The 17,393-nt window shown below is 67.7% G+C and carries 19 protein-coding genes; 5 read left to right on the plus strand and 14 right to left on the minus strand.

Going from position 1 to position 17,393, the window contains the following annotated elements:
• Nucleotides 1-8 precede the first annotated feature (8 nt).
• Nucleotides 9-1,310 carry a cytochrome P450 gene (locus tag AC1Z4A_RS06830; RefSeq protein ID WP_483676938.1) on the minus strand — a complete coding sequence of 434 codons (1,302 nt, stop codon included), beginning with the start codon at nt 1,308-1,310 and terminating at the stop codon, nt 9-11.
• 420 nt (nt 1,311-1,730) lie between these two features.
• Nucleotides 1,731-2,645 (minus strand): LysR family transcriptional regulator, encoded by a 915-nt coding sequence (locus tag AC1Z4A_RS06835; RefSeq protein ID WP_483676939.1) that lies wholly within the window; start codon nt 2,643-2,645, stop codon nt 1,731-1,733.
• A 169-nt stretch (nt 2,646-2,814) separates the two neighbouring features.
• Between AC1Z4A_RS06835 and AC1Z4A_RS06840 the strand changes: the two genes are divergently transcribed.
• From AC1Z4A_RS06840 to AC1Z4A_RS06850, 3 genes are all read left to right on the plus strand, one after another.
• The gene (locus AC1Z4A_RS06840) at nt 2,815-3,219 is read left to right on the plus strand and encodes a hypothetical protein (protein WP_483676940.1); all 405 of its coding nucleotides are present in this window, start codon (nt 2,815-2,817) and stop codon (nt 3,217-3,219) included.
• 124 nt (nt 3,220-3,343) lie between these two features.
• On the plus strand, nt 3,344-4,756 hold the full coding sequence (locus AC1Z4A_RS06845) for a DUF4241 domain-containing protein (protein ID WP_483676941.1): 1,413 nt from the start codon (nt 3,344-3,346) through the stop codon (nt 4,754-4,756).
• Nucleotides 4,757-4,793: 37 nt separating this feature from the next.
• Nucleotides 4,794-5,372: an SMI1/KNR4 family protein gene (locus AC1Z4A_RS06850; protein WP_483676942.1), complete on the plus strand. Its 579-nt coding sequence runs from the start codon at nt 4,794-4,796 to the stop codon at nt 5,370-5,372.
• Nucleotides 5,373-5,423: 51 nt separating this feature from the next.
• On the opposite strand, the gene AC1Z4A_RS06855 is transcribed toward AC1Z4A_RS06850, so the two are convergent.
• Nucleotides 5,424-5,945 carry an SMI1/KNR4 family protein gene (locus tag AC1Z4A_RS06855; RefSeq protein WP_483676943.1) on the minus strand — a complete coding sequence of 174 codons (522 nt, stop codon included), beginning with the start codon at nt 5,943-5,945 and terminating at the stop codon, nt 5,424-5,426.
• 14 nt (nt 5,946-5,959) lie between these two features.
• Nucleotides 5,960-7,108 carry a helix-turn-helix domain-containing protein gene (locus tag AC1Z4A_RS06860; protein WP_483676944.1) on the minus strand — a complete coding sequence of 383 codons (1,149 nt, stop codon included), beginning with the start codon at nt 7,106-7,108 and terminating at the stop codon, nt 5,960-5,962.
• 154 nt (nt 7,109-7,262) lie between these two features.
• Here AC1Z4A_RS06860 and AC1Z4A_RS06865 point away from each other — a divergent pair, with 154 nt between their 5' ends.
• The gene (locus tag AC1Z4A_RS06865; RefSeq protein WP_483676945.1) at nt 7,263-7,478 is read left to right on the plus strand and encodes a hypothetical protein; all 216 of its coding nucleotides are present in this window, start codon (nt 7,263-7,265) and stop codon (nt 7,476-7,478) included.
• Complete coding sequence (locus AC1Z4A_RS06870; RefSeq protein WP_483676946.1) at nt 7,475-7,699, plus strand: hypothetical protein; 225 nt, start codon at nt 7,475-7,477, stop codon at nt 7,697-7,699. The genes AC1Z4A_RS06865 and AC1Z4A_RS06870 overlap by 4 nt, the downstream gene beginning before the upstream one ends.
• 252 nt (nt 7,700-7,951) lie before the next feature.
• Here AC1Z4A_RS06870 and AC1Z4A_RS06875 read toward each other — a convergent pair whose 3' ends face one another.
• The 10 genes from AC1Z4A_RS06875 to trpC all read right to left on the minus strand — a co-directional run bounded on the left by AC1Z4A_RS06875 (nt 7,952) and on the right by trpC (nt 17,275).
• Complete coding sequence (locus AC1Z4A_RS06875) at nt 7,952-8,446, minus strand: SMI1/KNR4 family protein (RefSeq protein WP_483676947.1); 495 nt, start codon at nt 8,444-8,446, stop codon at nt 7,952-7,954.
• Nucleotides 8,447-8,820: 374 nt separating this feature from the next.
• Nucleotides 8,821-9,351 (minus strand): SMI1/KNR4 family protein, encoded by a 531-nt coding sequence (locus AC1Z4A_RS06880; protein WP_483676948.1) that lies wholly within the window; start codon nt 9,349-9,351, stop codon nt 8,821-8,823.
• Entirely contained in the window at nt 9,329-11,092 is a 1,764-nt protein-coding gene (locus tag AC1Z4A_RS06885; RefSeq protein WP_483676949.1) for an RHS repeat-associated core domain-containing protein, read from the minus strand. The genes AC1Z4A_RS06880 and AC1Z4A_RS06885 overlap by 23 nt, the downstream gene beginning before the upstream one ends.
• The gene (locus AC1Z4A_RS06890) at nt 11,089-11,940 is read right to left on the minus strand and encodes a hypothetical protein (RefSeq protein ID WP_483676950.1); all 852 of its coding nucleotides are present in this window, start codon (nt 11,938-11,940) and stop codon (nt 11,089-11,091) included. Before AC1Z4A_RS06890 ends, AC1Z4A_RS06885 begins: the two co-directional genes overlap by 4 nt.
• Complete coding sequence (locus AC1Z4A_RS06895; protein ID WP_483676951.1) at nt 11,862-13,034, minus strand: hypothetical protein; 1,173 nt, start codon at nt 13,032-13,034, stop codon at nt 11,862-11,864. The genes AC1Z4A_RS06890 and AC1Z4A_RS06895 overlap by 79 nt, the downstream gene beginning before the upstream one ends.
• A gap of 201 nt (nt 13,035-13,235) precedes the next feature.
• Nucleotides 13,236-14,093 (minus strand): DsbA family protein, encoded by an 858-nt coding sequence (locus tag AC1Z4A_RS06900; RefSeq protein WP_483676952.1) that lies wholly within the window; start codon nt 14,091-14,093, stop codon nt 13,236-13,238.
• 65 nt (nt 14,094-14,158) lie between these two features.
• A complete protein-coding gene (gene trpA, locus AC1Z4A_RS06905) occupies nt 14,159-14,974 on the minus strand; it encodes a tryptophan synthase subunit alpha (RefSeq protein ID WP_483676953.1) in 816 nt (271 codons plus the stop codon).
• 2 nt (nt 14,975-14,976) lie between these two features.
• Complete coding sequence (gene trpB, locus AC1Z4A_RS06910; protein ID WP_483676954.1) at nt 14,977-16,260, minus strand: tryptophan synthase subunit beta; 1,284 nt, start codon at nt 16,258-16,260, stop codon at nt 14,977-14,979.
• Nucleotides 16,261-16,318: 58 nt separating this feature from the next.
• A complete protein-coding gene (trpM, locus tag AC1Z4A_RS06915) occupies nt 16,319-16,459 on the minus strand; it encodes a tryptophan biosynthesis modulator TrpM (protein ID WP_483676955.1) in 141 nt (46 codons plus the stop codon).
• A gap of 6 nt (nt 16,460-16,465) precedes the next feature.
• Nucleotides 16,466-17,275: an indole-3-glycerol phosphate synthase TrpC gene (trpC, locus tag AC1Z4A_RS06920; RefSeq protein WP_483676956.1), complete on the minus strand. Its 810-nt coding sequence runs from the start codon at nt 17,273-17,275 to the stop codon at nt 16,466-16,468.
• Nucleotides 17,276-17,393 lie beyond the last annotated feature (118 nt).

Here is a 17,393-nt window from a genome sequence, read left to right on the forward strand (position 1 = left end):
GACTGCCCTCAGCCGCGCAAGGTGGCACGCAGGTGCAGGCCGGCGGTTGCGAGACCTTCGAAGGTGGTGACCCGGTAGCCGGGTTCCGCGCCGGGCGGCTCGCTCAAGTCGTAACGGCGGGCGGTCTGCGCGGTGATGAGCGTGAGGACGGCCATGGCCAGAGCGGCTCCCTCGCAGCCGTGCGGCCCGGTACCGAAGGCGAGGAAGACCCCGGGATTCGCCGGCGAGCCCGAATCATCGAGCCAGCGCTCGGGCTGGAACCGGTCCGGCTCGGAGTGTTCCCGTGCGTCGCGCTGGGCGGTGTAGGGGCAGACGAGAACGGTGGACCCGGCGTCGATGGTGTAGTCGGCGAGCTGAGTCTGTCGTGGGGCGCGCCGGGTCAGTAGCCAGCTCGGGGGGTGCAGCCGGAGCACTTCGCGTACCAGTGCCTGGGTGTATTGCAGGTTGTCGAGGTGGGTGCTGGTCGTCGTGGCCGGGTCGGCGGGCAGCAGGGCGGCTTCGGCCGCGACGCGGTCCGCTGCCCGGGGGTGCCGGGCCAGGTGGAGCAGGATCCATCCGGCTGCGCGGGAGGGTACCTCGAAGGTGGCGACGGTGATTCCGGGGAGGGTGTCGAGGATGGCCTCTTCCGGCAGTAGGCCGTAGCGGGAGGAGGGCCGGAGCATCTGTCCCAGCACGTCGTCACCGAGCCGGCCCGATGAGCGGCGTCGGCGGATGATGGGCCGCAAAGCGTTGGTGAAGGCGACTTGCCGCCGTGTGCGGAACCGCCGTGCCGGTGTGGGGACCCAGCGCGGCCACACCCACCGCGTGGGGCGTACGAGCATCTCCCGGGCCACGAAGAGCTGCCAGGCGAAGGGCAGCAGGGCGGGAGCGTCTTCGGAGAAGAGGTAGCGCACGCCGACCTCTGCCAGGACGGGCCGGACCAGGGGCAGAATCTCGACGTCCCGGCCCGTGGGCCACTGGTCGGCAAATCGAGCGGTGCCGGTCGCGATCTCACCGATCCGGGCCGCAACCGCCTGCGGGCGCAGTCCGCGCATGCGGGCGGCGCGAGCGTGCACACCCTCCTCGGGCATCGGCGCTCCGCCTGCCCGTTTCAACGGCGGGAAGAGGGGCGAGGACGGCTTGGGGAAGTCCTGGGTGCGGCACAGGACCTCTTCACACACCCCGGCCGTAGCGGCTACGTAGACACCCGGCTCCAACTGCCAGACGTCCCCGCACTCGGCAGCGCCATGGCGGGCCATTGCCAGCCGGTCGCGGCTCCAGGCCGCGAAGCTGCCTCCGGGCAACCGCGGCGGCTCATTCACTCGGCCCATGGGATCTCCCCTGGCTTCTCGCACCAGCCAGGCCGATATCGCCGGCAGCGCGGCCACGAGCCGACGGGAGCCCGGGGACGCCCGCCGACCGTGTGGTCACACCCTGTCGTCGCCCGTGTGCGTGCCCCAGTCGTGGGCCCCGTACGCACCGTAGTTGCGGGTGAAGGACAACTTGGCGAGCAGCTTGGCGATCATGAGGCACACTCCTCTCGCTTGCCTTCAGGGCCATGCGCCATACGTTCCTTCTTTCGCAAATAGCGCATATGCCAATTTTAGAGCATCAGCTGCATGCGTGGATATAATGCGCGCGCTTGCAGGCCGGGCCCGCAGCCGGCCGACGAACGGCTTTCGCGCGAACCGATCACGCTCGGAAACGTGCTCCTGACCAGCAGCAATAGCGAACTGCAACTGGAGTACGTACTAGGGCGTGTCCCGGGGCTGGGTCGGACTGGTGAGGTGAGTCAGGGCCGCTTCGCGGAAAGCGGCGACCAAGCGCCTGCGATCGTCGGCACGGGTGGCGAGCACGACGTGCCCCGGCTCCACGCCTTCCAGGGCGACGGTGACGAGATCCGGACGGCGGTTGGTGGTTCTGGCCCCCTCGGGCACGATGGCCACGGCCTGGCCGCTGGCGATGATTTCGTGCTTGTCCTCGACCGTCGCCACCACGGGACCGCCGGGTGCGCGGCGCCCGTCGGGACGGGGGTCGATGCGCCAGAAGGCGTTCCACATCGGGTCGGGAAGGCAGGCCATGGGTTCGTCGGCGATGTCGTCGAGGGTGACGGACTCCTTGCCGGCCAGGCGGTGGTCGACGGGCACCATGAGCAGCCGCGGCTCGTCGTACAGGGCCGTCACGTCGAGGCCGTCGGTCGCGAACGGCATCCTGGCCACCACCGCATCCGCTCGGTACTTCAGCAGGGCCATGCGCGGCTCGTTCCACGCCAGGTACAGCGTGCGCACCTCGGCTTCCGGGTGACGCCGGCGCATGTCGCGTACGGCGGGGGTGACGATGAGGCCGGTGGTGTAGCCGATGTTGATGCGGGACGGCTCAGCAGCAGCCCGGGTCCGGGCCACGGCCTGAGTGGCGGACCGCAAGAGCGTGCCGGCTTGCCGCAGGAAGACCTCACCGGCTTCGGTGAGATGGGTGCCCTGAGGTGTGCGGTCCAACAGGCGGGCTCCCAGCTGCGCTTCCAGGCGGCGGATCTGCCGGCTCAGGGACGGCTGGGCGAGGTGCAGGACGGCGGCGGCTCGGCCGAAGTGCAGTTGCTCGGCAACGACGGTGAAGTAGCGCACCAGGCGTAAGTCGAGATCCACGGAGGACTCGGACGTCTCAGGCATACCAACGACTGTAATCCGCGCCGCGGACGCACGGCGCCTGAGCTGTGGCGATGTTCAAGCCGTATCGGGCGATCCGGAACAGGTCTTGGACGTGGGGTACTTGCCGCCTCCAGGGTGGAGACACCGGCCGGAATCCCTCTCATCGAGCAAGCGACCGAACGAGGTACCCATGAAACTCATCGTCCGAACCGGACTCGCCGCACTGCTGACCGCGGGCGCCATCGCCGCGGCAGTCGCCCCGGCCTCTGCCGCCACCGGGACCGAGCACACCAGCACGGTGGCCGGCGCGCACTCGGTGGTGGCCAACCCCAAGACAATCAAGGCGGCCGCGTACAACCAGGCGCGGAGCATCCTGGCAAACGCCGGCAGCCAGACGGCCGCCAAGTCGCACCCCATTCACGGGAAGGACGACGTGCCGGTCGGCTACGGAACCAGCCTGCTGGCCGGTTCCCGGGACGAGTTCCGGAAGGCCGACGCCCACCTCCCGGCGAAGGAGAAGAAGTCCGGCATGTCAATAAAGCACTACGAGGCCATTCACAGCGCGGCGAAGGTGATGGACATCACGCAGTGGTGACCAGCCGCTGAGCCTTTGACGCGCGTGCAGGCCCCGCCCCCGGGAAACGGGGGCGGGGCCGACTTGTCAGTGGTCGCCCTTAGAGTTCCGTCACTGAACGTGAACGGGGAAGGGCAGTGGTGACATGAGCGGGGGCTCGGTGGAGGTCGTGTACGGCGAGGGGTGGTGCGCCCGCAGCTGCGCGATCGTCGGCCCGGTGTCCGAGGAGGAGGCCCGGCGGCGGCACACGGCAGGCGATCCGTACACCGTCCTGCTGCGCGCGGGCGGCCGACCGCTGGCGGAGCTGCGGATCGCCGGCCGGGCCGGTTACGTAGGCATGCTCCTCTTCGATGCGCACGGCAGGCGCGACCGGGAGTACGACTACGCAGAGCTGCGGCGCGGCCGGCTGCACCTGCGGAGCCACCGCCAGTGGCTGTACCGCACGCCCGATGAGGCCGAACGACCTGAGTCAGCCTCGCACTTCACCCTCGTCATCCGGCCGGACGGGAGTACCCGGCGGAGCCTGGAGCACGCCGGCGGGTTCGAGACCATCACACACATACCCGAGGAGCACCGCACGCTCCCCGTCGCAGACTTCGGCGATTGGACCCGCTACGCCGACGCCGGTCTGCTGGGCGTGCCCGGCCCGGTGACGCTGGTGCCCGCACCCGAACCGGAGGCGGCCGGCCCGCCCGGCGGCGCCCCGCTGTGGAGCGCGCCCCCGCCGCTGGCTCCGGGGGACTTGGAGGCGCTGTTCATCCCCGGCAGCCGCTTCGAGTCGTACGACGGCCCGATGACGGTGGCCGAGCCCGAGGCGGCGGGGAGCCTGCGGCTGCCCACGGGCCGGGTGATCGTGGCCGATCCGGCCTGGCTCTCGGCGGACGACGAACCGTTCACAGTGGCCGTGCCTCCAGGGACATACCCCCTGGTGCTGGGCAATGTGGAGCGGCGGTCCGAGTGGGACGGTGAGGAGCTGACCTGGAAGGAGATCACGGCGGCGATGCTGTGCATAGGGGAGCGGCGGCCCACCGCGACCTGGGAGCTGGCTCTCCTCCCCGGCCAGGAGATCCGGCTGCTCGGCGAGGGTCAGTACTACGGCTTCGGCATCGACTCCGGCACGGGTGCCTTCCTGGACGTCGCCGCGCGCGACGCCCTGGCCGCCGACCGGGGCGCCGCCGGGATGGATCTCGCTGCCTCCATCGGCAGCGAGGGCACCTGCCCGGAGTTCCGCGATCCCGTGTCCGGTGCCAACGCGATCGCCTTCCCGAGTGGCGCGGGCGACGGTTCGTACCCGGTCTGGATCGGCCGCGACCGCGACGGCGAGGTGACCTGTCTGATAGCCGACATGCTGACTGTCGACAGCAAGCGTCCCCTACCGCCCACGACCGTGTCCTCGGCGGTGGTCGTCGTTCCCCCGATGCCACCGGCCGAGGGCCCGCTGCCAACTGCCGCGCCGCACGCGGAAACGGCTCGCCTCTTCGCCGAATTGCTCGTCGAGACCGCTGCGATGGCACGACGGCCACTGCCCGGCGGGGACAGGACGGTGTCTCCGTACTGAGCCGAGCCGCACATTGTCGGTTTGGCATTCTGTGCACGTGGACGACTTCATTGGGCCCCAGGCACCTCGACTCCGTCTGGCCGAGGCCGCTCATTCACTCGCCCAGCTGGAACTGGCTGTCCCCAGTCTCGGAGCGCACCGGCTGCCTGTGCCCTCCGGCGTGGACTGGGACGCGCTGGAGACCGAGCTGGGGACGGCCCTACCAGCCGACTTCAAGCTGCTGTGCGACCTCTATCCGACGTTCGACCTGAGCGACTTCCTCCGGGTTGTCGCTCCGATGCCAGGTCGGGAGGTCTCATGGGTCGAAGGCGTTCGCGAAGACCTGGAGATCATTGCTGAATGGTGTGAGGACGCCGACCTGGCTGTCCCTTTGTACCCGTATCCGAAGCCAGGCGGCCTGCTTCCCTGGGGAACCTCCAACCAAGGCGATTTCTTCCTCTGGAGCACCAGTCCGGCCGGGACACAGGAATGGATAGTCACCGTCGCCTCACGTAACGGTGTTTGGTGGCACTACACCGGCGGAATGACCCAGTTCCTCGCGGACTTGACCACCGGCTCGGTAGAGCACTGGACACTTCCGGCGGTCCGCCCCGAGGTCACCTGGTCACATAGGTGAGACATCGGTGGCCAATGAGGGCTGCGGCTACGCCGACGAAGGCTGGGAAGGTCAGCAGACGGTGCCCACAACTTCGTACGTGGGCTCCCCTTCCAGGAACGGAATGAACAGCTCCTCGCGTAGCGCGAGCCAGAGGAACTCCGTGAAGTTCATCTCCAGGAGCGCCCACTCCCCCATGTCGACGACGACGGTCCACGTCTGGTGCAGAGGGCCGGGCGGCATGAGGAAGAGGTGGTTGCCGCCACTGGTCCGCCCGACGGGCAGGCAGCCGCCTCGGGCGGGGTGGACGGGGTAGGGGTACAGCTCCGGGTCGCTCGACATGAGATCGTCGTAGGTTTCGGTGACGCCCTCGACGAATTTGGCGAGGTTCAGGCCGTCGCCGCCAGTGCCCCCTCTGGGGTGGAACAGCAGAAGGTTGTCGTTGAGGCAGCACGGGCCGTATGCCGAGACGAATGCCTTGTAGTCCTCGGGCAGCACCATGCCCAGGGCCTGCTCAAAGGCTTCCCAGTCGCGGGTTACGTCGCCGTTGAGCTGGGGTTCGCCGAGGAGGTCGGCTATGCGAGAGAGATCCACCGACGGAACATATCTCACCGTGTGGCAAGTTGAGGAAGGCGCGCCACGTCCCTTGCCAGGTCCGAGAGCCATGCAGGGGGCTGGGGCGAGCGGGTGATTCCACCCAGCGCAGTCCGCAGTCTGCGGCGATTGCGTCCGGAACTCACGGCCTCCAGCAGTGGCGGGAGTGAACTCATGACGGATTCGCACTCGGACCAGTCCTGAGCGGCGGTGTACGCCGACAGCAACGAGACCTTGTAGTACAACGACCCTCGACCGCCTGGATGGCATTCCTTGGACAGCTCGAATGCGCGCCGCAGCCGAGGAAGAGCCGATCCCACGTCCCCGAGAGTCAGTAGTGCCTCCCCTTCGTGGCCCGCAAGCTCGAGTTCGTTGACCCACCAGGTCCAGGACGGGTCGCGGGGACTGATCGAGTCGTCCAGCCCGACTCTCGCAGCCTCCAATTCGGATAGCGCATCCCAGCGGCAGTCCATATCGGCCATCGCACGCGCTTTGCGAACTCGGGCCAGCAGCCGGACACGGGGCGGAATGCGGAGCCGGGACAGGAGATCATCGGCGATGCGAAGGGCTTCGCCTGGGCGACCGTCCTGGACGCCCTGCATGGCGAGCATGTCCATCGCGAACCACTCAAGGGAGCGGTCTCCGGCATGGCGAGCCAGCATGAGCGATTCCAAGAAGGCCGAACGGGAAGCGTTCCGGTCGTCCGCGTCGAACAGGAGCCAGCCTGCGACCTGAGCCAGCTCGGCGACAACGGACAAGTACTCGCGCCTGAAGCGTTCAGGCACGGAACCGTTGTCCAGCTTGCGCTGCCCTGCTCGCCAGACTTGCACGGCGGCAGCCGCAACCGCGTCGGCGCCGTACCTGTTGTCGTGATCGAGCACGTGGGTGATGGTGGCACGCATATGCGCGATGTCGGCATCCACGCCTTCCGAGACAACAACCGCCGTAGGTGAAACAGGATTCGGCGCCGCGCGAGAAGCCAAGTCCCCATCCGCATCAACAAGCCTGTCCAATGCCTCGGCCAACTGCAGGGAGGGGCGCTGTTTCCCACTCAGTACACGTGAGAGGTAGGCAGGGTCGTAGTTCAGCACGCGGGCGGCTGCGCGCATGGATAAACCTTGGGCTGCGAGGGCTTCACGAGCATGGGCGGCGAAGTCGGTCATGGCGGGCTCCGGGGTGTTGACCGTTGACTGCCAGAGTAGTCAACGTCCGTCAACTCCCGCTGAAGCTCCGGGACTCAAGACCATGGACGCTCAAGACCCCGGCGGCCGTAGGACCGGCCCCGGGGCATGGCCAACGCTACTGAGGAGCGTCGACGTGACCGACCATATCGCCCGCTGGTTCGGCCGGGTAAGGGCACTGTTCGCCCCTGCCGCCCAGCCCTGCAACCACACCACCGGCACACCACGAACCCCTGCAGCACCCGCCTGCTACGCGGCCCCGGACCGGAACAGCGAAGTCATCGTGTGGATGACCGCGCACGGAATCGACATCATCCCCCGGCAGCCCCACAGGACGGAGGTCACCCGATGACAGAAGCCCCCGAGGCCGGCGCCTGGGTGGTCGACGCCCGACGGGACCGCGTCGGCCAAGTCACCGGAACAGCCCACGGACGGCTCACACTCCACGACCCGGCCACCGGACAGGACTGGGAAGCACTCCCCTGCGACATCCACCCAGCAGCCACAAGCGACGAACTGCGCGCAAAGGTGGCCGACGTCAACCAGCGCAGCACACGGCGGTGGGACCAGTGACGACACACCCGGCCGCCGATTCGGCACCTGCACCCCAACACCCCCGCTGCAAGGAGTGCCAGGACATCAAGCGCAAGAGAACCCAAGCCCTGGAGACCGGCAACCGCCAAGAGGCGACGAAACTGACCGCAGCCATGGGCGTGCACCTGCGCTTGGCCCATCCCTGACACCCGCCTACGCACGACTGCCCGCCCCGGCAAGCCGGGGCGGGCAGTCGTCACAGGTCAAAGACCGCGGAAGCAAATCGCCGGGTCACAGGTCAAATTCCCGCAACCTGTCAGACCAATGCGTGTAGGAATGACTTTTGGCTGGGAAGTCGATTCGCGAGAAAGGACTCTCCAAGGATCGGCTCAGGATCCCGATGAGAAACTCACCGTATCCACAACCGTGATCCTCCCAGTCGTCGCTGATTCCATTGTAGGTCACGACCGTCCATCGACTAGGACACTCATCGGATGTGTCCCAGAAACAGGTATCACCGTCCTCGGTTGCCCCCCACTTCAGCAGTCCACCAGGCCGGGGATGGAAGCCGTAAGGATACCTATCCGGGAATGCATCTCGCATATCTGCGAACGTTTCCGAGAAGCGCGCATGAGACGCAAGCAAGTCGATGAATGAATTTTCGGGGGCAGGGACAGAAATGACAAGATACGAGCCAAGAAGCCCCGCCCCATAGACGCCAACAAATTGACGATAGTCCTCCGGAAACTCAATCCCGGAAATCCGCCGAATGAGACCCCAGTCCACTCGATCGCCTTCCATTGGCGGAGAAACCAGGCGCCTCAAAGACTCCACGTACGAGTTACGCATTCTCGACGACACTCACTTCCAGTCTTGCGGGACGCTAGTTCCCAGACTCACAGCGCGTCCATTTACGTTGTGTATACAGGACGTCAGGACTCCAGGGATCGGGTCTGACACAGCCCTTCAAATCGCCACTTTGGCAGCCCTTCCCCTTCTACGCCTCCGTCGCCAGCTCCCCACATCTACTGGCACACATCGCGGAAGCCACCCTTGCTGGAAATAAACGGCCGCCGCCGACCCCTACGTAAAGGACCGGCGGCAGGGCCGCTATCACCTTCAGGCATCAGCCATTCTGGCGCCTGACTGACCTTATATTCTTAGATGAGTTGATCTACCACTCGGTAAGGAATAGTCGACCCGTCCAGAACGGACTCATCAAAGAACGGTTCATCCAACTCGTTCCTGAGCGCCTTCAGTAGGAACTCGCAGAAACCATAGTCGTAGCGGCTCCACGAAGAACGCCAGCCAACGACAGTCACCCACTCATCTCCCAAACACCCGGGCGGCGCCAGATACATGTTGGCACCATCCTGGCTTTCAGCGACCGGGATCATGCCGTTCGGAGAAGGGAACAGCGGATACGGGTAGGCATCTGGGAACTGACTGCGTATGGACTCAGCACCAGAAAGGACACGCTGCATTGCACCTTCAAGGTTGAGCACATTGGCCCTCGGGTGCCAGATCCACAGATCGCCGAAGATCTCACAGGGCCCGTAGGCCGACACGAACTCTTTGTAATCTTCGGGCAGCCGAAAACCGATGCGATCCTCGAAAGGGATCCAATCAGTCAACATGTCCGAGTTCACCTTCGGATCCCCCAAGAAGCTACGGAACTGATAGAGGCCCACCAGAACTCCTCTCTGAGCATGAGCATCCACCGGAAGCACGGTTGTAAAGGGAGCAATTCAGTCGGTACCCATGGTTCCCGACACCCTTGATCTTTATCTCGGTCGGAATGGCCGGACGCTTGGAATCACCGTACACCGGGAGCACTCCATAGGTGACGGTCTCACCTCCATCCACAGCCGACTCCACATCGGCTTCAAGAGCACGCATATGCGGATAGTTCGCCGGGTCATGATATCCGGCCACGAAGTTCCGCAGCGTGTATGGAGCTCCACCGAGGTTATCTGCTATCGAGTGCAGAGATGCTGCATTATGGAGGCGCCCCTGCACACTTCCTTCAGTTTCTTCTTTGAGTTTTTCTTTGCCAGCCGGCGCCCACTTCGGGTCGCGCCTCTTCATGCCGATCCGCAGGGTGGATTTTGTGATTTCCGCGACGGCACCGGTAGCCCGGCAATCTTCATCTCCTGTTCCAAAGCGCGTCATCGGCGCGTAATAGTATCCGATGTCCCTCGATGGGAAGTCCCGCGCACAGGAATTGCGGGTCACCTTCTTGGTGGGGTCGGCTCCTGACCCGCCCTTCCCCATGTCCGGATCAATGTCCTCATTTGGGAACACCGACTTCAGTATGCCAAGGCCAGTGGTATCCACCGGGGCCTGACCACCACTGGAGCCCTTCACCTGATTCGAGCCTTGGCTGAACATCTCGAGGATGTGTGCCGCGGTGAAAGTCAATTGCATCGCATCGCCAGGGTTCCAACCGCCTTCCGGCGTCCAGTCCGCCTTCGGCGGCAGTCGCGTCGGCGCCAGCCTGGGGTTCAGACCCCTGTTGGGGTTCTGCTTGATGCGTGGGCGTGGCGGGCGGGTACGCGTACGCGTCCCGGCGGAACCGCGGTCAGTGTTGCGGTATGGCGAGCGGTAGACCGGTTCGTCACCTGGGCCGTCGGGGCCGTCAGGATCCGGACCCTCGGGGCCAGGCCCATCCGGGTCAGGCCCATCCGGGTCGGGGCCGTCAGGGTCGCCCCCGTCCGGTTCGGGGTCGCCATGGCTGCGGTTGTGCGCTTCGACCTCGGCCTGCGCTTCCATGGCCTCGGCCTGCGCCATCAAGCTGGCTGCCACATTGTCGTTCACCCCTGCGAGCGGACTATCCCATTCCGCAGCATCGGCTCCAAAGACTTGCAAGCGCTCGCCGTAAGTATCCGAAGCGCCGCTGCCCAGAACCCCGATGGCGCCGAGGAGTTCCCAGGCGGCCTCGCCAGCAATCGCTCCTTCCACGATGCATGCGTCTTCGAGGCAATGCCCGCCGGGATCCGTCCCGTTGAGCGGCGAAGCATTCCCGTACACATACCGGTTCGCCTGAACCGACGGAGACGCCCCCAACTGCCAGGTGTCGCGCGAAGCGAATCGACCCGCGCCCGGCTGGTACCAGCGCGACGCCATGTTGACGTCCCCGCTCGCCGGGTCGGTCCAACCCGACTGGTACCCGAGCGACGAACGAGCCCCGGCCTTCGCCGTCACCGTGCCGAACGGGTCGTACGCGGTGGAGCCCATCACCTTCGTGCCGTCGGCCGACAGGCCGGCCGTCACGTCCGTGTGCCCGTCGGTCACCGCTCGCTGAGCGGTCTTTCCGTCCGTGCTCGCGAGCAGCCCACCGCCAGGGGTCCGGCTGTACGTGCTCGCCTCGTCGGAGACCAACGCGTTCGAGCCGCCGTCATAGGTGAACGAGACATCGCCCCGCTGCTTCACCCGGTCCAGCGAGTCGTAGCTGTACGTGGCATCGCCATCCGCGATCCGGCGCTCGAAGGCGTCCGACCGCAGCTTGCGCGGTGAGCCGCTGCCCGTGTCGACCGAAGCCAGAGTGCCCCGGGGGGGGTGTAGCTGTAGCGTGCTCCGCCGTCGCTCAACAGGCGGTTTCGCTCATCGAATACCGACTGCGTGCCGCCCGCCTTCACTCGGTTTCCGGCATCGTCCCACTCGTAGGACGTGGTCTTGCCGTCTCCCTTCCACGCGATCATCCGGCCCGACTTGTCGTAGCTGTATTCGTCGGCCCCGGCACCCGCGGTGCCGCTGGTGGCCTTCTTCGTCAGGCGGTCATCCGCGTCGTAGTCGTACGACGTGGCCATGACCTCGGTCTTGCCGTCAGGGCCGGAGACCCTGTCGTTCGTCAGACGGCCGAGCGGGTCGTAGGCGTACGTGCGCTTCGCGCTGACGCTCCACGTCCCGGCGGCATCGGCACCGGACTTGACGGCGTACTGCTCCTGGACCGGGCGGCCCGCCGCGTCGTAGTCCGTCCACGTCTGCGCGCCCGTCACACCGTCCTCGGTCCGGTTGAGGCGGCCGCGGGTGTCGTAGGCGTACGTCGTGACGCCGGACTTGTCCGTCCGCGACGTCATGTTGCCGTCGACGTCGTAGGAGTAAGTGGACTTTCCTCCCGGACCGTCGGAGCCGAGCAGCTGGCCGCGGTCGTTGTAGGTGTAGGTGTTCGGGTTGAGGAGGTCGCCCGAGCCGGCCTTGATCAGGCGGCCTGCCAGGTCGTGCTCAAGCGTCCGGTTCGCGGTGTCGGCTTCGGCGCCCGTTCCCGTCTCCTTGACCAACTGGCCGTAGATGTCGAACGTGCGTCGACGCCCTTGACCGAGGGGTCGACCTTGACCGGGAAGACACGCTCGGGCGCGCTCAGCCAGTCTTTGTCCAGTGAGACCGCCAGGATCTGGCGCCCCTGCTCCTCCACCAGCCGGTAGCGGACGCCCGGGGAGAACTCGCCTTGGTTGCCGTGCTCGTCGCGGCGCGAGTCCTCCATCCACCCGGCCGGCATCCGTGCACGCTGCCTGCCGTCCTTGTCGACGAACAGCACGCCGCCCTGGTCGTCGAGCCTGGCGGTCAGCCCGTCCGCCCGGAGCGGGAAGCGCCACTCGGTGGGAGCGTCCTTGCTCTTGAGGACGAGGATCTCCTTCACCGAGTCGCTGCCGGCGATGTACTGCAGGTCCGCCGAAGGCCGGGCATCGGGATAGGTGATGACGCTGCCGTCGGCCTTGCCGGTCGCATGGGCTGCGCCCTCGAGCGCGTAGCCGAGCGAAGGCCCGTCGCTCAGGTCCATGCGCATCACCGGGTCGGAGTCCGCGTACGGAGAGAAGCGGATACCGGCCGAGGTCGAGCGGGTCTCCCAGAGGGGACCGTCAGCCGGGCCGGCGGCTCGCGCGGCCCTCGTGGGCCGGGTCAGCGTGGGATCGATCTTCTGCCAGGAGCCGTCCCGTCCTCGGAAGTTGACGGGCTCGTTGTAGAAGCGCGTGGTGTAGGTGCCGCCCTCGTTGCGGAAGGTGTTCTGACGCTCCTTCCGCTCCGAAGGGATCTCCTGGCTCTTCCGCTCCGAGAAGCCTGCCGGAGCCGGGACGTCAGGTCCGTCGACCCGCTCGACGGGGCCGGCCTTGGGCGTCTGCGCCCGGCCTCCCAGCTCCTTGCCCGTGAGCTTGTGCTCCGCCGGCAGCTGCCCCGGCGCCTCCAGCGCGCCCCGGCGACCGCCCGAGGCAGCCGCCTCCGTAGCGCCTGCCGGTGCGCGGTGGCCACGGCCTGCGGCAGAGCCCCAACGCTGGTCGGGGGCGTCGGGGCCGCCTCCCGCGGATCTTCGATTCCACTGATCGACTGCCAGCGCAACCTGTTCGGTTCCGCATAGCAGGGCCATGACAAACGCCATGGCAAATGCTATTTGCCGTATGAAACGCACGAGTGCCCTCAATAGGCGGACAGAAACGGATCATGTTTACTGCCTGACATGATCCTTACTCAACCCAAATCGGACACAAGTGACCGTCAAGTGGCGGACTTCACATAGTCATCGTTCTCGACAAACGCCAGTTCCAGCCGCTAAGGCTCAATAGCTGCTGCGCCCCCGGCGTCAGGGCGACGAAGACGACTTCCCGCCGCCCTTCACCGGCGCGCTGCTCTCCGGCGTGCCGCCCTTGCCCGACGTCCCCTTCTGCGCCTCCGCCACCAAATCCCGCAGCTTCTGCGGCGTCAGCGGATGCGTCGGGTCGTCGTACAGGCTCTTGCCGTTCAGCAGGATCGTCGGCGTGCCGCGGAAGCCGCCCTTGCTGAAGTTCACCGCCGACTTCTTCACCCAGCCGTTGTGCGTGCCGTCGTCCACGCACTTCTTGAAGGCCGGGGTGTTCAGGCCCTGCACCTTGTCCGCCAGTTCCAGCAGGCGGGCCTTCTTGCCGTACGCGTCGTTCGTCTCCGGCGGCTGGTTCTTGTACAGCTCGTCGTGGTACGCGAGGAACTTGCCCTCGGTCTGGGCGCACGCCGCCGCGTTGGCCGCGTTGAGGGAGCCGGTGCCGCCGAGGTTCTTGTCGATCAGGGTGACCAGGTGGTACTCGGCCTTCAGCTGGTTCTTGCCCTCCAGGTCGTGGATCGTGTCCCGGAAGCCGTTCTCGAACTGGCCGCAGCCGGGGCAGCGGAAGTCCTCGTACACGACCAGGTTGGCCTTGGCCGCGGAATTGCCCACCGGGATGGCGAGGTCGTCCTGGCCGGTGGCGCCCTGGGGGGCGGCTACCGGGCCCGTCGCCTGCTGCTTGCCGCTCTGCTTGCCGGCCGTCGTGGCCCAGATCGCGATCCCGGCGCCGACGGCGAGCACCGCCACCACCACGCCGCCCACCTGCAACTGCCGTTTGAGCTTCCCGCGGGCCTCGTCCTTACGGCGCTGTTCCTGCAGCCGCTCGCGGGCGCTGCGCTTTCCGTCGCTGTTCTTCTGGCTCACGTCCCCATACAACGAACCGGGGGTGCGACCATGCGCACCCCCGGTCCCCGGTTCCTTCAAAAGTGTTACGCGCGCTTGCGCACACCCTCCGCGAGTTCGCCCGCCAGGGTGCGGACGGCCGCCAGGCCCGCCTCCAGATCGGGGGCGTCCAGCAGGCGCTTGACGAACGCCGAGCCGACGATGACGCCGTCCGCGAACTCGGCCACCTCCGCCGCCTGTTCGGCGTTGGAGACGCCCAGGCCCACGCAGACCGGAAGGTCCGTGACGGCGCGGGTGCGGTGCACCAGGTCCTCGGCCTCGCGGCCCACCGATTCACGCGTGCCGGTGACGCCCATCAGGGAGGCGGCATAGACGAAGCCGCTGCCCGCCGCCGTGATCTTGGCCAGGCGCTCGTCGCGGCTGCTCGGCGCGACCACGAAGACCGTGGCCAGGCCGTGCTCCTCGGCGGCCTTCCGCCAGACCTCGGACTCCTCCACCGGCAGGTCCGGCAGGATGCAGCCCGCTCCCCCGGCCGCGGCCAGGTCGGCCGCGAACCGCTCGACGCCGTAGCGGTCGACGGGGTTCCAGTACGTCATGCACAGCACGGGCGCCCCGGTGATCTCGTGCGCCTCCTTCACCGTGCGGATGACGTCGGCGATCTTGATGCCGCCGCGCAGGGCGATGTCGTCCGCGGTCTGGATGACCGGGCCGTCCAGCACCGGGTCGCTGTGCGGCAGGCCGACCTCGACGATGTCGCAGCCGCCGTCGAGCATGGTGGTGACGGCCCGCACGCCGTCGGCCACGGTCGGGAAGCCCGCGGGGAGGTAGCCGACCAGGGCGGCGCGGTTCTCGGCCTTGGCCTGGGCCAGGACCGAGTTCAGGAGTTCGATGTTGCCCGCCATTGTTATCGGTCCCCCTCGCCCTCGGCGGAGTCGTACAGCCCGAAGTAGCGGGCCGCCGTGTCCATGTCCTTGTCGCCGCGCCCGGAGAGGTTCACCAGGAGCAGGCCGTCCTTGCCCAGTTCGCGGCCGACCTCCAGGGCGCCCGCGAGCGCGTGGGCGCTCTCGATGGCCGGGATGATGCCCTCGGTGCGCGAGAGCAGGCGCAGGGCCTGCATGGCCGCGTCGTCGGTGACGGCGCGGTACTCGGCGCGGCCGGTGTCCTTGAGGTAGGAGTGCTCGGGGCCGATGCCGGGGTAGTCCAGGCCCGCCGAGATCGAGTACGGCTCGGTGATCTGGCCGTCCTCGTCCTGGAGGACGTAGCTGCGCGAGCCGTGCAGGATGCCCGGCGTGCCCGCGGTGAGGGTCGCGGCGTGCTCGCCCGTGGCCACGCCGTGGCCGCCCGGCTCGCAGCCGATCAGGCGTACGTCCTGGTCGGGCAGGAAGGCGTGGAAGAGGCCGATGGCGTTGGAGCCGCCGCCCACGCAGGCGATCGCGGCATCCGGCAGCCGGCCGGTGCGCTCCAGGATCTGGCGGCGGGCCTCGACGCCGATGACGCGGTGGAAGTCGCGGACGAGTGCCGGGAAGGGGTGCGGACCCGCGACCGTGCCGAAGAGGTAGTGGGTGCGGTCGACGTTGGCGACCCAGTCGCGGAACGCCTCGTTGATGGCGTCCTTGAGCGTGCGGCTGCCGGACTTCACCGCGATGACCTCGGCGCCGAGCATGCGCATGCGGGCGACGTTGAGCGCCTGCCGCTGGGTGTCGACCTCGCCCATGTAGATGGTGCATTCGAGGCCGAAGAGCGCGCAGGCGGTGGCGGTGGCCACGCCGTGCTGACCGGCGCCCGTCTCGGCGATGACGCGGGTCTTGCCCATGCGCTTGGTGAGCAGCGCCTGGCCCAGCACGTTGTTGATCTTGTGCGAGCCGGTGTGGTTGAGGTCCTCGCGCTTGAGGAACACCCGGGCGCCGCCCGCGTGTTCGGCGAAGCGCGGCACCTCGGTGAGGGCGCTGGGGCGGCCCGTGTAGTTGACCATCAGGTCGTTGAGCTCGGCGGCGAAGGCCGGGTCTGCCTTGGCCTTCTCGTACTCCGCGGCGACCTCGTCGACGGCGGCGACGAGGGCCTCGGGGATGAACTTCCCGCCGAACGCGCCGAAATAGCCCTCGGCGCTGGGCACCCGGCCCTCCGGGTCCGGGATGAAAAAGCCGGTCGGGGCAGTCGGATCAGTCGAACCGGTCGGTTCTGTGGGCATGCCTGATCTCCTCTGGAGATGAGTGAGATTGACGGTGTGGCTGAGCGGACGAATCGGCTCAGCGACGCCATCGGCGCCCGTTGATCTGCCCCGGCTCACAGCCGATGTGGTAGCGCACGCGCCGGCCCAGGACGCGCCGCGCGGGCGCACGGCAGCCACGCGGCCGGCAGCCGCGGGCGAGCCGTGCGTACGCCGTCATGGCAGGTCAGCCCCGTCCGTGCCGCAGGGCCGGGTGGGCACCCGCCGCGACCAGGTCGGCGACGGCGCCCTTCGGGTCGCGGCCGGTGACGAGGGACTCGCCGACCAGGACGGCGTCGGCGCCCTCGTTGGCGTAGGCGATGAGGTCGTGCGGGCCGCGCACCCCGGACTCGGCGATCTTGACGATGCCGTCCGGGATCTCGGGGGCGACCCGGGCGAAGTTGTCCCGGTCCACCTCGAGGGTCTTGAGGTTGCGGGCGTTGACGCCGATGATCCGGGCGCCGGCGTCCACCGCGCGACGCACCTCCTCCTCGTCGTGCACCTCCACGAGGGGGGTGAGCCCGATGGACTCGGCCCGCTCGATGAGGGAGACGAGGGCCTCCTGCTCCAGCGCGGCGACGATCAGCAGGGCCAGGTCGGCGCCGTAGGCGCGGGCCTCCCACAGCTGGTAGGCGGTGACGATGAAGTCCTTGCGCAGGACGGGGATGTCGACCCGGGCGCGGACGGCCTCCAGGTCGGCCAGCGAGCCGCCGAAGCGCCGCTGCTCGGTGAGCACGCTGATGACGGCCGCGCCGCCCGCCTCGTAGTCCGCGGCGAGGCCCGCCGGGTCGGCGATGGCGGCCAGGGCGCCCTTGGACGGGCTGGAGCGCTTGACCTCGCAGATCACGCTGACGTTCTCGCCGCGCAGCGCGGCGGCGCCGTCCTTGGCCTGCGGGGCCTTGGCCGCGCGCTCCTTGAGCTCATCGAGGCCGACGCGCGCCTGACGCTCCGCGAGGTCGGCACGGACACCGTCGATGATCTCGTCGAGCACACTCACTCGAGCGGCCCCCTTCCGGACTCGGATGGTCTGGGCTGGTGGGCTCGTGGCGAACTCACCAGGCACTTGCGATGGTACTTGGCGGAGGGCGAAGGTTTCGCATCCGGTTGACGGCGGT

The organism is Streptomyces sp. 17_S59 (assembly GCF_056930295.1).

Excerpts from the sequence above, each read along its gene's own strand:
- AC1Z4A_RS06830 (WP_483676938.1), bottom strand. The coding sequence starts at position 1,310 with ATGGGCCGAGTGAATGAGCCGCCGCGGTTGCCCGGAGGCAGCTTCGCG.
- AC1Z4A_RS06835 (WP_483676939.1), bottom strand. The coding sequence starts at position 2,645 with ATGCCTGAGACGTCCGAGTCCTCCGTGGATCTCGACTTACGCCTGGTG.
- AC1Z4A_RS06840 (WP_483676940.1), top strand. The coding sequence starts at position 2,815 with ATGAAACTCATCGTCCGAACCGGACTCGCCGCACTGCTGACCGCGGGC.
- AC1Z4A_RS06845 (WP_483676941.1), top strand. The coding sequence starts at position 3,344 with ATGAGCGGGGGCTCGGTGGAGGTCGTGTACGGCGAGGGGTGGTGCGCC.
- AC1Z4A_RS06860 (WP_483676944.1), bottom strand. The coding sequence starts at position 7,108 with ATGACCGACTTCGCCGCCCATGCTCGTGAAGCCCTCGCAGCCCAAGGT.
- AC1Z4A_RS06870 (WP_483676946.1), top strand. The coding sequence starts at position 7,475 with ATGACAGAAGCCCCCGAGGCCGGCGCCTGGGTGGTCGACGCCCGACGG.
- AC1Z4A_RS06895 (WP_483676951.1), bottom strand. The coding sequence starts at position 13,034 with ATGGCGTTTGTCATGGCCCTGCTATGCGGAACCGAACAGGTTGCGCTG.
- trpA (WP_483676953.1), bottom strand. The coding sequence starts at position 14,974 with ATGGCGGGCAACATCGAACTCCTGAACTCGGTCCTGGCCCAGGCCAAG.
- trpB (WP_483676954.1), bottom strand. The coding sequence starts at position 16,260 with ATGCCCACAGAACCGACCGGTTCGACTGATCCGACTGCCCCGACCGGC.
- trpM (WP_483676955.1), bottom strand. The coding sequence starts at position 16,459 with ATGACGGCGTACGCACGGCTCGCCCGCGGCTGCCGGCCGCGTGGCTGC.